This is a genomic window from Kitasatospora sp. NPDC033851, assembly GCF_055576085.1.
Genome location: NZ_JBVIRL010000026.1, coordinates 1 through 14,493, shown reverse-complemented (window position 1 = coordinate 14,493; position 14,493 = coordinate 1). Strand labels below are relative to the sequence as shown.

5 protein-coding genes are annotated in these 14,493 nt (G+C 73.2%); all 5 read right to left on the bottom strand.

From position 1 onward, the window contains the following. Window positions 1-64: 64 nt before the first annotated feature. On the bottom strand, window positions 65-433 hold the full coding sequence (locus ACZ51D_RS34585; RefSeq protein ID WP_360507451.1) for a nuclear transport factor 2 family protein: 369 nt from the start codon (window positions 431-433) through the stop codon (window positions 65-67). Then, window positions 430-1,425, bottom strand: a complete 996-nt coding sequence (locus tag ACZ51D_RS34580; protein WP_465622212.1) for a TauD/TfdA family dioxygenase — start codon at window positions 1,423-1,425, stop codon at window positions 430-432. The genes ACZ51D_RS34585 and ACZ51D_RS34580 overlap by 4 nt, the downstream gene beginning before the upstream one ends. A 34-nt stretch (window positions 1,426-1,459) precedes the next feature. Next, the gene (locus tag ACZ51D_RS34575) at window positions 1,460-1,669 is read right to left on the bottom strand and encodes an MbtH family protein (RefSeq protein WP_350517906.1); all 210 of its coding nucleotides are present in this window, start codon (window positions 1,667-1,669) and stop codon (window positions 1,460-1,462) included. 96 nt (window positions 1,670-1,765) lie between these two features. Then, window positions 1,766-9,622, bottom strand: coding sequence for an amino acid adenylation domain-containing protein (locus ACZ51D_RS34570; RefSeq protein WP_465664527.1), 7,857 nt, complete (start codon window positions 9,620-9,622; stop codon window positions 1,766-1,768). Between the two features lie 93 nt (window positions 9,623-9,715). After that, window positions 9,716-14,493, bottom strand: a 4,778-nt coding sequence (locus tag ACZ51D_RS34565) for an amino acid adenylation domain-containing protein (protein WP_465664526.1), incomplete at its 5' end; no start/stop codon positions are given.

Below are 14,493 nucleotides of genomic sequence, written 5' to 3'. Positions count from 1 at the left end.
GGCGGGGTCGGGCCGAGGGGCCCGGCGGGAAGGGCCCGCAAGGGAAGGGCCCGGATGGTGGGGGTCAGACCAGCGGGGCGAAGAAGAAGGTGTCCCGGCGCTGGAAGAGGCCCTCGGGGGTGAGCGTGAAGAAGTCGGCGAACTCCAGGGAGACGTCCTTGCCGTCCTTGAGTCGCCCCTCGAAGACCCCGGAGACGGTGACCCGGTCGTCCTGGGCGGTGAGCGAGGTGATGGTGTGCCGGCCGGACTCGATCACCCGCTGCCCGGTGTAGAAGGCCCGCAGGCCGTCGTGGCCGCGCATCGGGTCGTAGCCGGGGCGCCGGTAGACCGCGTCCGGGGCGAACAGGGCGATCAGGCCCTCCACGTCCTGGGCGTCCACCAGCTCGTAGTAGGTGCGCACCTGCTCGGTGCCTGCCGTCCGTTCAGTGCTCATGCGTCACCGTGTCCGTTCCCGGCCATCGCGACCAGCGTCGTGCGCTTGCCCGTGTACGGCCGGCGGCCGTGCGAGACCAGCAGGTTGTTGACCATCAGGAGGTCGCCCTCGACCCACGGGAAGGCGTAGGCGCTGTCCTCGAAGGCCTGGCGGACCAGGTCCAGCTCCTCGTCCGGAATGGGCGTGCCGTCGCCGTAGTAGGCGCCGCGCGGCATGTCCTCGGGGTCGAACATCTCCTCCAGCGCCTCGCGGGTCTCCTTGGGCAGGTTGGAGGAGTGGAAGAGGTGGGCCTGGTTGAACCAGGACTCCTCGCCGGTGCGCGGGTCGGTGATCAGCGCGGGTCGGCGGTGGCGGGTGCGCAGGCCGTCCTCCGTCCAGGTCCACTCGATGCCGTGCGAGCGGCAGTACTCCTCGACCTTGGCGCGGTCCTCGGTCTGGTAGGACTCCTGCCAGGTCAGGCCCATGCCCTCGCGGTAGGCGCGGGTGTACAGGACGCCCTTGGCGCGGAAGCGGCCCACCAGGGAGGCGGGCAGGCGCCGGGCCACCGCGCGGCTGTCGGCGAGCGGGGTCTCGCCGCCGGTCTCAGCGGCCACGGTGCTGGCGAAGAACAGCCAGAGCGGGTAGCCGTCGGAGTATGCGCTCTCGTTGTGCTGGACGATGGTCTGCGCCGCCGGGTACTCCGTCGAGGTGTACACGTTGCCGCTGACCTGCGTGCGCGGCGTGGACCGCTCGTTGTAGGTGAGCAGTTCGCCGCCGATGCGGCCGGCCACCTCGTTGAGCAGGGCAGCCTCGTGCACGACCCCGCGGACCAGGACCGCGCCGTACGTCGCGAGCGCGTCCATCAGGTGCGGGCGGTGCTCGGTCGCCCACTGGGCGATGTCCAGTCCGCCCGCGGCCGGGCGGTAGACCACCACGGCCGTGTCTGCGTTGCCCTCGACCCGGCCGGTACAGGGGCCGAGCACCGCCGACTCCGGCGGCAGCGTCCCGTTCATGTTGTCTCCTCCACGCGTGGTACGGCCGGGCGGGTCAGGCCCCCATGGCCTCGATCAGGCTCTTCGGGCGCATGTCGGTCCAGTTCTTCTCGACGAATTCCAGGCATTCCTGGCGGGCGGCCGGACCGAATTCCCGGTGCCAGCCGCCGGGAACCTCGGCGAAGGTCGGCCAGAGCGAGTGCTGGCCCTCGTCGTTGACCAGCACCAGGTATTCGGAATCGTCGTTCTCGAACGGGTTGGACATGGTTCTCCCCTTTGTCGCATTCGGTGGTCGGGATTTCCGCCGGGCAGGCTTTTTCGCACCCGCTGGAACCGGCGGTTTTTGAACCGCGGTCTGAAACTAGCGGGCGGGATTCAGCAGGTCACGCAGCTCGGCCAGGAAGCTCTCGGCCAGTTTCGCGATGGTCTCCGCGCGGTGCAGTTCGGTCGAGTACCGCCAGGTGACCGTGAACCGGTTCCCGTTCACCGCGGCGGCGATGTCGATCAGGTGCGGGCGCCGGCCGCGCTCGCTCTGCTGGTCGGCGATCGGCAGCACGGCCCTGAACGGGCCGTCCTGCCGCCCCCCACCAGGTGTTTCCTCGAACCGCCCGAGGTAGTTGAAGATCACCTCGGGCGACGCCCCGGCGGCCGGGTCGCCGGCCTCGGAGTACCGGGCGAGCGCTCCGCGGCCGATGCCGCGCCCCGGGACGGCCCGCAGCAGGCTCGCCGCGGCCCGCACCCGGGCCTTCGGGTCGGCCGTGGCCGGCGCCGGCAGCCGGACCGGGTAGATGGTGGTGAACCAGCCGACGGTGCGCGCGACGTCGCAGCCGTCGAGTTCGCTGTCGCGGCCGTGCCCCTCCAGGTCGACCAGGATTCCGGAGCCCCCGGACCAGCCGGTCAGGGCCGCCCCGAGCGCCGCCACCAGAATTTCCTCGGTGCGCGCCCGGTATTGGCCCGGGGCGGTCCGCAGGAGTTTCGCGGTCTCCGCCTCGTCCAATTCGGCCGAAATATCCGCCTCCGACGATACCGTATTACCACCGGCGTGATCCAGGGGTATTGCCGGGGATTCTCCGGCGGCGATTTGCGCCCAGTACGGGCGCTCGTCCTCCAGCGCCCCGCCCGCGACGTGCTCGCGCAGCGCGCTCACCCAGCCGGTGTAGGAGGTGGCGACCGGCTCCAGGTGGACGGGCTCGCCCGCCACCGCCTGCCGGTAGGCGCTCGCCAGGTCGTCCAGCAGGACCCGCCAGGACACCGCGTCCACCACCAGGTGGTGCGCGATCAGCAGCAGCCGGGACGGGCGGGACGGGCCGCCGTCCAGGTGCACCGCCCGGAAGACCGGGCCGGCCGTCAGGTCCAGTGAGCGCTGCGCGGCCCTGACCCGGGCGGCCTCCTCGGCCGCCAGGGCGTCCGCCGGCACCGCCGACAGGTCCACCCGCTCCAGCGGCGCCGCCTGCTCCGGGGCCACCGGCTGCTGGCGCCGCTCGGCCCCGTCGCCGGTGAAGCGCATCCGCAGTGCCTCGTGGTGCGCCGTCAGACCGGCCACCGCCGCCGCGAGCGCCTCGGGCCGCACGTCCTCGGCCAGTTCCAGCTGGACGGACATGTTGTAGTGGCCGGGCTCCTCGCGGTAGCGCTCGAAGAACCACTGCTGGACCGGGGCCAGCGGCGCCGGGCCGGTGGCGGGGGCCGGCGCCGCGGCGGATCCGGCCGGCTGCTCGGGCGACTTCTCGGCCAGCAGCTGGGCCAGGGCGCGGACGCTGCCGCCCCTGAAGACGTCCTTCGAGCTGACCGTCAGCCCGGCCCGGCGCAGCCGGGCGACCAGCTGGATGCTCAGGATCGAGTCGCCGCCGAGGTCGAAGAAGCTGTCCGTCACGCCGACCCGCTCCAGGCCGAGCAGGTCGGCGAAGACGCCGGCGATCAGCCGCTCGGCCTCGTCCCGCGGGCTCTCGGCGGCCGGCTCGGGGGCGGTGGCGGACGGGTCGGGCAGGGCCCGGCGGTCCACCTTGCCGTTGACGGTCAGCGGCAGCTCGGGCAGCACCGTGAACAGCGCCGGGACCATGTAGTCAGGCAGTACCGCGGCCGCGAACTCGCGCAGCGCCTCCACGGCCGGCTCGCTCTCGCCCGGGCGGGGCGCGGCGTAGGCGGCCAGGCGCAGCCCGCCCGGCCCGTCGACGGCGACCACCGAGACCTGACCGACCCCGGGCGCTGCGGTCAACGCCGCTTCCACCTCGCCCAGTTCGATCCGGTGGGCGCGGATCTTGACCTGGTCGTCGGTGCGGCCCAGGTATTCCAGGACGCCGTCGCGGTCGCGGCGCACCAGGTCGCCGGTGCGGTACATCCGCGCGCCGGGCGCGCCGTGGGGGTCGGCGACGAAGCGCTCCGCGCTCAGGCCCGGACGGCCGAGGTAGCCGCGGGCCAACTGGGCGCCGGCGACGTACAGTTCACCGGCCACGCTGGTGGGCACCGGGCGCAGCAGGGCGTCCAGCACGTAGGCGCGCATGTTCCACAGCGGGGTGCCGATGGCGACGGCGCCGTCCTGGTCGGCCTCGCCGGGTGCCAGGCGGTGGACGACGCAGCCGACGGTGGCCTCGGTGGGACCGTACTCGTTGACGACGGCGGCGCCCGGGTGCTTGGCCCGCCAGTGGGCCAGTGTGGTGCCGAGCAGCTGCTCACCGCCGACCACCAGGTCGCCCTCGGGGAGCACGCCCTCGGGCAGGGCCTCCAGCAGCGGGAGGTGGCTGGGGGTGGCCTTGACGAAGGTGGGCACCGGGCGCCGGCCCTGCCAGCGCTTCGGGTCGAGTTCGTCGAGGTCGCCGACGTAGAGGGTGCCGCCGAAGGCGAGCGGGGCGAACAGGGTGGTGACGGTGAGGTCGAAGGAGACTGAGGAGTGCAGCAGGGCGCCGCCCCGGATGCCCGGGTAGGTGTGGTCGCACCAGTACAGGTAGTTCACCAGGCCGGTGTGCGGCACCACGACGCCCTTGGGGGTGCCGGTGGAGCCCGAGGTGTAGATGACGTAGGCCGGGTGCTGCGGGAGCAGCGGCCCGCCGCGCTCGGTGTCGGTGAGGTTGTCGGCCGCGTGGGCGGCCAGAGCCTCTCGGACCTCGGGCGCGTCCAGCGCCAGGTGCGCCGTGCCGGGTGCGGGTTCGGCCGGGAGGGCGTCGTCGGTGGCGGTGATCAGGCAGACGGGTCGGGCGTCGCGCAGCAGGGTGGCGATCCGCTCGGCCGGGTACTGCGGGTCCACCGGCAGGTAGGCGGCGCCGGCCTTGTGCACGGCGTACAGGGCGGTGAGCAGGGCGGCCGTGCGGGGCATCGCGACGGCCACCACGGTCTCCGGGCCGGCGCCGAGCGTGCGCAGGTGCCGGGCCAGGCGGTTGGCGCGGGCGTTGAGTTCGGCGTAGCTCAGCTCGTCGTCGTCGGCCGCGACGGCGAGGGCGTCGGGTGTGCGCAGGACCTGGGCCTCGAACAGCTCGGGGGCGGTGCAGGTGGGCAGGGTCCGCTCGGGGCCGGACTGGCGGGCGGTGATCTCCTCCTGCTCGGCCTTGGTGAGCAGCGGCAGTTCGGCCGTGGCGCGGGCGGGTTCGGCGGTGACCCGGCAGGCCAGTTCCTCGAGGTGGCCGACCAGTCGGGCCATGGTCCGCGGGTCGAAGAGGTCGGTGCTGTACTCCAGCGAGCCGCACAGCGCGCCGTCCTCCTCCCAGAAGTTGAGGGTGAGGTCGAAGAGCGAGAAGTCGCGGGCGAACGGCTGCTCGGACAGCTCCAGCCCGTGCATCCGCATCGGCTCGGAGGGCGTGTTCTGGTAGGCCACCAGGGCCTGGACGAGCGGGGAGCGGCTGAGGTCGCGTTCGGTGACGACGGCGTCGACGACCCGCTCGAAGGGCACTTCGGCGTGCGCGAACGCCTCCAGGACGGTGTCGCGCACGGCGCCGAGGTGCTCGGCGAAGGAGCGGGTCTCGTCCACGTCGGTGCGCAGTGCCAGGGTGTTGACGAAGAAGCCGATGAGGCCTTCGACCTCCGCGCGCTCGCGTCCGGAGCTGAGGGTGCCGAGGGTGAGGTCGCGCTGGCCGCTCCAGCGGGAGAGCACCAGCGAGCTGAGGGCGGTGACGGCCATGAACAAGGTCGCGCCGTGCTCCTGCGCGGTGCGGGCCATGCCTTCGGTGGCCCGGGGAGAGAGCCGGAAGGTGTGCAGGGCGCCGGCCGAGGTGCGCACCGGCGGGCGGGGGCGGTCGGTGGGCAGTTCCAGGGCCTGGACGCCGGCCAATTTGGCGGACCAGTAGGACAGTTGCTCGTCCAGGACGGCGCCGGCCAGGTGCTCGCGCTGCCAGAGCGCGAAGTCCGCGTACTGCACCGCCAGGGGCGCGAGGCCGGCCTTGGCCGGCACCTGCTCGGGCTGCGCCGTCGGGTCGCTGTCCAGTGCGGCGCCGTACAGGGCGCCGAGCTCGCCGGAGATGACGCCCATGGACCAGCCGTCGGTGACGATGTGGTGCAGCGTCAGGGCGAGGACGTGTTCGTGCTCGCCCAGGCGCACCAGCAGGGCCCGCAGCAGCGGTCCGGTGCGCAGGTCGAAGGGGCGGGCCACCTCGGCGCGCAGCAGTTCCTCGACCCGGTCGGTGTCGTCGGCGGCGTCGACCACCGGCACCGGTACGGTGAACGGCTCGCCGACGACCTGCACGGCCTCGCCGTCGGCGACGGCGAAGGTGGTGCGCAGCACCTCGTGCCGGACCACCAGCGCGGACAGGGCCAGCGACAGTGCCCCCAGGTCGAGTTCGCCGCTCAGCCGCAGCACTCCGCCGGCGTTGTAGGCGGCGTTGCCGGGCTCGAACTCGTCGAGGAACCAGAGGCGTTGCTGGGCGAAGGACAGCGGCAGTGCCCGGTCGCGGCCGACCGGGACGATGCGGGCGGTGTGCCGGGCCGCGCGGCCCTGGGTCACCAGTTCGGCGAGGCCCTCGATGGTCGGGCGGTCGAAGAGCGAGCGTGCGGAGAGCTCGATCCCGAAGAGCCGGCGCAGCCGGGAGATGACCTTGATGCTCAGGATCGAGTTGCCGCCAAGCTCGAAGAAGTTGTCGGTGACCCCGACCCCGTCGAGCCCGAGCACCTGCACCCAGACGCCGGCCAGTGCCTCCTCGACCGCGTCGCGCGGGGCGATGCGCTCGTGGACGGGGACGACGGAGGGGTCCGGTGCGGGCAGGGCCGCCCGGTCCACCTTGCCGCTGCTGGTCACCGGCAGGGTGTCCAGGGCGACGACGGCGGTGGGCACCATGTAGTCGGGCAGGCTGCGGGCCAGCAGGGCGCGCAGTTCGGCGGTGGCCGGGGCCTGTGCGCCCGGCACGGCCACCACGTAGCCGACCAGCTGCTTGCCGCCGGCGCGGCCGTCCCGGGCCACCACGACGGCCTGCGCGACCGCGGGGTGGGCGGCGAGCGCGGACTCGATCTCGCCCAGTTCGATGCGGAAGCCGCGGACCTTCACCTGGTCGTCGGCGCGGCCAAGGTACTCCAGCACCCCGTCGGCGTTCCAGCGCACCAGGTCTCCGGTGCGGTACATGCGCTCGCCGGGGGCGCCGTAGGGGTCGGCGACGAAGCGCTCGGCGCTCAGGCCCGGACGGCGCAGGTAGCCGCGGGCCAGCGAGGGCCCGGTCAGGTGGAGTTCGCCGGCCACGCCGACCGGCACCGGCCGCAGCCGGCGGTCCAGGACGCGCACACCGGTGTTGTGCACCGGGCGCCCGACGACCGGGCGCGGAGACTGCTCCAGCCGGCACCACACGGTGTCCACGGTCGCCTCGGTGGGGCCGTAGAAGTTGTAGCCGGTGGTGTCGGCGGCCTCGCGCAGTTCGCGCCAGAGCGTCTCGCCGACGCCTTCGCCGCCCAGCATCAGGATCGCCGGGCGGTGCCGCGGGTCGGTCAGGAGCCCGGCGGCCAGGACCTGCTCGGCGTAGGTGGGGGTCAGGTCGAGCAGGTCGACGCGTTCGGTGGCCACGTACTCGACGATCGCCTCGGGGTCGCGCCGGGTCTCGTCGTCGATCAGGTGCAGCTCGTGGCCGGCGACCATCCAGAGCATGCCCTCCCACGAGGTGTCGAAGGAGAACACGGCGGTCAGCGCGGCCCGCATGGTGCGCCCGCCCGCGCGGGCCTGCTCGGGCCGGATGAACTCGTCGTGGTGGTTGCGGTACAGGTTGAGCAGGCCCTGATGGGTGGTCAGAACTCCCTTGGGGCGGCCGGTGGAGCCGGAGGTGTAGATCAGGTAGGCGGGGTTGGCCGGGTGCAGCGGGCGCAGCCGGTCGGCGTCGGTGGGCGCGGTGGCGGGCTGTGCGGCGACGGCCGCCCGCACTGTGGGGTCGGTGAGGTCCAGTGCGGTGCGCCCGGCCGGGGCGAGGGCTGCGCCGGCCGTCAGCACCAGGGCCGGGGCGGCGTCGTCGAGCATGAAGTCGATGCGCTCGGTGGGCAGTTCGAGGTCCACCGGGACGTAGGCGCCGCCGGCCTTGAGGACCGCGAGGACGGCCACCACCATGTCCTCGGTGCGCGGCAGGGCGAGGGCCACCAGTGCCTCGGGGCCCACTGCGTGGCCGATCAGGTGGTGCGCCAGGCGGTTGGCCCGGGCCTCCAGTTCGGCGAAGTCCAGCCGGGTGCCCGCGCAGACCAGTGCGGTGCGGTGCGGGGTCAGCCGGGCCTGGGCCTCGAACTCCTGGGGCAGGGTGGTGGCCGGGAGCCGGTCGGCGGTGCCGGACCAGGTGCCCAGCAGCAGGTCGAGTTCGGTGTCGGCGAGCATCGACAGCTCGGCCATCGGCCGTTGCGGCTCGGCCGCCAGTCGGCCGGCCAGCAGGCGCAGGTGGCCGCACAGGCGCTCGACGGTGGCGGCGTCGAAGAGGTCCGGGTTGTACTGCACGGCGGCGAGCAGGCCGCCGTCCTGCTCCCAGAAGTCGAGGTCGAGGTCGAAGAGGGACTGCTCGCGGGAGAAGATGAACTCCTCCAGGGTCACTCCGGACAGCCGCAGCTTCTCGGCCGGGGTGTTCTGCAGCGAGACCATGACCTGGGCCAGCGGGGAACGGCTGAGGTCGCGTTCGGTGACGACGGCGTCGACGACCCGCTCGAAGGGCACCTCGGCGTGCGCGAACGCCTCCAGGACGGTCTCCCGGACGGCGCCGAGGTGGTCGGCGAAGGAGCGGGTCTCGTCCACACCGGTGCGCAGGACCAGGGTGTTGACGAAGAAGCCGATCAGGTCCTCGACCTCGGCCCGCTCGCGGCCGGAGACCGAGGTGCCGAGGGCGATGTCCTGCTGGCCCGACCAGCGGGACAGCACCAGGGAGCTGAGCGCGACCAGGCTCATGAACAGCGTGCCGCCCCGTGCCCGGGCCGCGGCCGTCAGGCCGGCCGTCACCTCCGGGTCCAGCCGGCACAGGTACTGGGCGCCGGCCGAGGTGCGCACCGCCGGGCGGGGCCGGTCGGTCGGCAGCTCCAGCGCCTGCACTCCGGCCAGCTTGCCGGACCAGTACGACAGTTGCTCGTCCAGCGCGGCGCCGGCCAGGCGCTCGCGCTGCCACACGGCGAAGTCCGCGTACTGCACGGCCAGCGGCGCGAGGCCCGCCTTCGCCAGGATCTCCTCGGGCTGCGCCGTTGCGGCCTCCAGCGCGGCCCCGTACAGGGCCCCCAGCTCGCGGGCCACGACGCCCATCGACCAGCCGTCGGTGACGATGTGGTGGACCGTCAGGGCGAGGACGTGCTCGTGTTCGTCCAGGCGCACCAGCAGGGCCCGCAGCAGCGGTCCGGTGCGCAGGTCGAAGGGGCGGGCGACCTCGGCCCGCAGCAGTTCCTTGGCCCGGTCGTCGCGGTCCTGCGGGTGGGGGGCGCCGGGCAGGTCCACCACCGGCACCGGCACGGTGAACGGCGCGCCGATCAGCTGCACCGCCTCGCCGTCCACCGCGTCGAAGGTGGTCCGCAGCACCTCGTGCCGCACCACCAGGGCGGACAGCGCCAGCGACAGCGCCCGTACGTCCAGCTCTCCGGTGATTCGCAGCGAGCTGCAGGTGTTGTACTCCGCGCTGTCCGGCTCGAACTCGTCCAGGAACCAGAGCCGTTGCTGCGCGAAGGACAGCGGCAGCGCCCGGTCCCGGCCGGCCGGGACGATCCGGCCCGGCCGGTCCTTGCCGCCCCCCTCCGCCAGCCGCGCCCGCATCGCGGCCCGCATGTGCTCCGGCAGCGACTCGATCAGGCGCTCACGTGCCGCGTCCATCGGGTGTCTCCTCTTCGTGTGTGCACGTCGGTTCGAGTTCGGCGGGCCCGCGGGGCCGGCGCACGAGCGTGCGCCGGTCTCGCGGTGGCCGCGCTACGGCTGGTCGGCCTGCTGTTCCAGTGCGGCCAGGAGGGCGGCCTCGACGGCTGTCGCGAGCTCCTCGACCGTGGGGTTTTCGAACAGGGTCCGGGCGGACAGGTCGACGGTGAAGGTCTCCCGGATCCGGGAGATCACCTGGATGCTGAGGATCGAGTCGCCGCCCAGGTCGAAGAAGTTCGCCTCGGCGCTGATCCGCGGCGTCTTGAGCACCTGGGCCCAGATGTCGGCGAGCAGTTCCTCGATGGGTGTGGCGGGGGCCCGGTACTCCTCCTCCGAGCCGCCCGTGGTGCCCGGGGCGGGCAGGGCCCGGCGGTCCACCTTGCCGTTGGGCGTCAGCGGGAACGCCTCCAGCGCCACCAGCGCGCCCGGGACCATGTAGGCGGGCAGCCGGCGGGCCAGGAACTCCCGCAGTTGCGCCTGGTCCGGTGCGGGCGCACCGGCCTCGGGCACCAGGTACGCCACCAGCCACTTGCCGCCCGGGCCGTCCTCGCGGGCCAGCACCATCGCCTGGGCGACGCCCGGGTAGTCGGCCACGGCCGCCTCGATCTCGCCCAGTTCGATCCGCAGGCCGCGGATCTTCACCTGGAAGTCCGTCCGGGAGACGAAGTCCAGGTTGCCGTCCGGAAGCCAGCGCACCAGGTCGCCGGAGCGGTACATCCGCGAGCCGTCGGCGGCGAAGGGGTCGGCGAGGAAGCGTTCGGCCGTGATCCCGGGCCGGTTGACGTACCCGCGTCCGAGGCCCTGGCCCGCGACGTACAGCTCGCCCTCTACGCCCGGGGGCACCGGCCGCAGGGCCGGGTCCAGGACGTACACCCGGGTGCCGCCGATCGGGGTGCCGATCGGCATCGGGCCGTTCCCGGAGTAGTTGCCGTTGACGGTGAACAGCGAGGTGAACACCGTGCCCTCGGTCGGCCCGTAGCCGTTGATCACCCGGATGCCGGGCACCTGCTCGACCACCCGCACGCAGTGGGCCGGCGAGAGGGTGTCACCGCCGGACATCACCAGCCGCAGGCCGCCGAGGGCCTGGACGTCGCTGTCCACGATCTCGTGGAACAGCCCGGCGGTGATCCAGACCACCGACACCCGGTACCCGTGCAGGAACGCGCCCAGCTCGGCGGCCGACATGCTGCGGCTGGGGCTCACTGCGAGCGCCGCGCCGTTCAGCAGGGCGCTCCAGATCTCCAGCGTGCCCGCGTCGAAGGAGATGGTGGCCAGCTGCCCGACCACGTCCTCGGCGGTCAGGGCGAGCTTGGGGTCGTGGGCGACCCGCAGCACGCCCCGGTGCGGCATCACGGCGCCCTTGGGGCGCCCGGTGGAGCCGGAGGTGTAGATCACGTGCGCAAGGCTGTCCGGGTGGACGGGTACCTGCGGATCGGTCTGCGGCCGGCGCTGGACGGCGGCCACCTCCTGCGGGTCGTCCCCGAGCAGCAGCCGGACCTCCCCGGCCGGCAGCGCGCTCGCGCTCGCGGCGTCGGTGATGACCAGCTCGGCGCCGGAGTCGCTCACCATGAAGGCCAGCCGATCGGCGGGGTACTCCGGGTCCAGCGGCACGTAGCCGCCGCCGGCCTTGAGCACCGCGAGCAGGGCGACGAACAGCTCGGTGCGCCGCCCCAGGCACACCCCGACCCGGGAGTCCGGGCGGACCCCGAGCTCGATCAGGCGGTGGGCGAGCCGGTTGGCCCGCACGTCCAGCTCGCCGTACGAGACCTCCTCGTCCCCGACCACCAGGGCGATCCGGCCGGGGTCGCGGCGCACCTGCTCGGCGAAGACCGCGGTGAGCGTGGTGTCCGGCTCGGCCGGCGCCCCGCGACCCCAGTCGTCGAGGACCTGGTGGCGCTGGTCGGCGCCGAGCGGGTCGAGCCCGGCCAGGGTGGTGGAGCCGTCGGCGGCGACGACGCTCTCGGCGTGCCGGACCAGCTGGTCGCGCAGGCCCTCGACGGTGCCCTCGTCGAACATCGCCGGGTCGTACAGCAGGTCGAGGGTGAGCCCGACGCCGGTGTAGGCCGCCAGGTTGAGCGGGTAGTTGGTCGCCTCGACCGCGGTGACCTCGCTGATCCGCAGCCCGCGGCCGGCCGCCGTGTCGGTGTCGACCGGGTAGTTGGCGAAGATCACGAGCGAGTCGAACAGGGCCTGGTCGGTGGGCAGTTCGCTGACGGCCTGGATCCGGGTGAGCGGGAGGTAGTCGAAGCGCCGGGCCTCGACCTGCTCGGCCTGGAGCGCCTGCAGCCACTCCACCACACCCTGGTGCGGGTCCAGATCCACCCGCACCGGAAGGGAGTTGATGAACACGCCGATCATCTCGTCCGCACCCGGCAGCTCCACCGGACGACCCGACGTCGTCGCCCCGAACACCACGTCGCTACGACCCGAGCAGCCCGCCAGCAGCAGCGCCCACAGGCCCTGCACCACCGCGTTCACCGTCAGCCGATGCCGGCGCGCGAACCCGAACACCCGCTCCGACAGCTCCTGCGACAGCCGCACCCCGACCCGGCCGGTCGAACGGGACTGACCCGCCCGCACCACCTGACGGTCGAACGGCAGCGCCACCGGGGACTCGAACCCGGCCAGCACGGAGCGCCAGAACTCCTCCGCCACCCCCGCGTCCCGACCCCGCAACCAGCCCACCTGCGCCGCCAAACCGCGACCACCGGAGAGCAGCGGCAGCGCCGAACCCGCCGAACGCGCCGCGAAGTCGTCGAACACCAGCGACAGCACCCGCGCCAGACTCCACCCGTCCAACAGGATGTGATGGAACGTCAACAGCACACGCACCCGGCCCGGCGCCACCGTGACCAACGTCAGCCGCGCCAACGGCACCTGCCGCAGATCCAGCCCCCGCTCACGGTCGGCCGCCACCAGAGCGTCCCAACGCACCGCCTGACCGTCCCCGTCCACCGAGGACCAGTCCAACACCTCCACCGGCAGCACCACACCCCGGCGCACCACCTGCACCGGCTCCGGCACGCCCTCCCACACGACGCCCACCCGCAGCGCCTGCACCTCGTCCACCACCCGCTGCCACGACGCGGCGAACCCACCCACGTCCGACACACCATCGGCGGTGAACATCAACTGCTCGAAGTACGCCGGAGAATCGGCCTCCACCAGCGAGTGGAACAACATGCCACTCTGCATCGGCGACAGCGGCAGCACCTCCTCCACCCCCCGGCCGTCTCCGACCACCAGGTCCACACCCGCCTGATCCAGCCCCGACAGCGGGAAGTCCGACGGCGTCAACCCACCCGCCCCCGGCACCCCGCAGTGCGCCACGAACTCCTCCAACGCGGCCACGAAACCCGCAGACAACCCCTCGATCACCGCAACGGAGAACACGCCCTCCTGCCAGCCCCACTCCACCAGCAGCCGACCGTCCACCACCCGGCCCACGACATCCAGGACGTAGGGGTGCGAGTCGAGCGGACTGGTCTCGCCGTCCTGCAGGAAGCCGGTCGCCAGGAACGGCGAGTCGTCACCGGCGCCGCCCTGGCCGTCGAACTGGCCGAGGTAGTTGAAGCTCACCTGGGCCCGGGCGGAGCCCAACTCCTGTGCGGAGACGCCGAGGTAGTGCAGGGCGCCGTGCCCGATCCCGCGGCCCGGCACCGTGCGGATCCGCTCCTTGACCGCCTTGACCAGCACGTCCCAGTCGCCGCCCGCCGGCAGTTCCAACGGGAACACCGAGGTGAACCAGCCCACCGTCCGCGAGACGTCCACGCCCGCGAACAGCTCCTCACGACCATGCCCCTCGACATCCACCAGCACCCGGTCCCGGCCGGTCCACTCCCCCAGCACCCGGGCCAGCACCGCCAGCAACACCTCGTTCACCCGGGTCCGGTACACCCCCGGCACCCGCTGCAACAGCGCCCGCGTCGCCTCCACCGACAAGGCGCCCGACACCACCCGCAAACCACCGGGCCGCGCCGCCACACCCTCCACCGGCAGACCCGGCTCAACCCCCTGGCCCACACCGGACCAGTACGCCAGCTCGGAGTCGAAACCACCCGACTCCACCAGCTCCCGCAGCCGGTACGCCCACTCCTGGAACGACGCCGACTTCGCGCCCAGATCCACCGCGGCACCGGACACCACCTGCCCGTACGCCACCGCCAGATCCTCCAGCAGCACCCGCCACGACACCCCGTCCACCACCAGGTGGTGCGCCACCACCACCAACCGCACCCCACCCGCACCGAGATCAGCGGTGAGGCAGCGAAGCAGCGGGCCGTCCGTGAGGTCCAGGCTGCTCTGCGCCCGGGCGACCAGGTGGTCGAACGCGGCCTGCCGCTCGTCCTCGGGCAGGGCCGTGAGGTCCTCGTGGTGCACCGGGACGGCCTCGCCGGGCTCGGCCGCCTGCTGGGTCCAGCCGGTCTCCGTGCGGTGGAAGCGCAGCCGCAGGCCGTCGTGGTGCGCGACCAGGGCGTTCAGCGCCGTGGCGAGGGCCGTGCGGTCCACCCCGTCCTTGAGGGTGGCGGTCATCGACATGTCGAAGTGGTGGGGGGCCGCCGGGTGGTGCTCGAAGAACCAGGCCTGGATGGGGGTCAGCCCGACCGGGCCGGTGATCGTCCGGGCGGGCGTGTGGTCCGCGTCGGGCTCGGGTGCCCGCTCGGCCACGGCCGCCAGGCCGCGCACTGTCGGGTGGTCGAAGAGTTCCCGGGTGCTGACCGCCAGGCCGGCGGCCCTGGCGCGGGCGACGACCTGGATGCTGAGGATCGAGTCGCCGCCCAGGTCGAAGAAGTTGTCCTCGACCCCGACCCGCTCGACACACAGCACCTGCG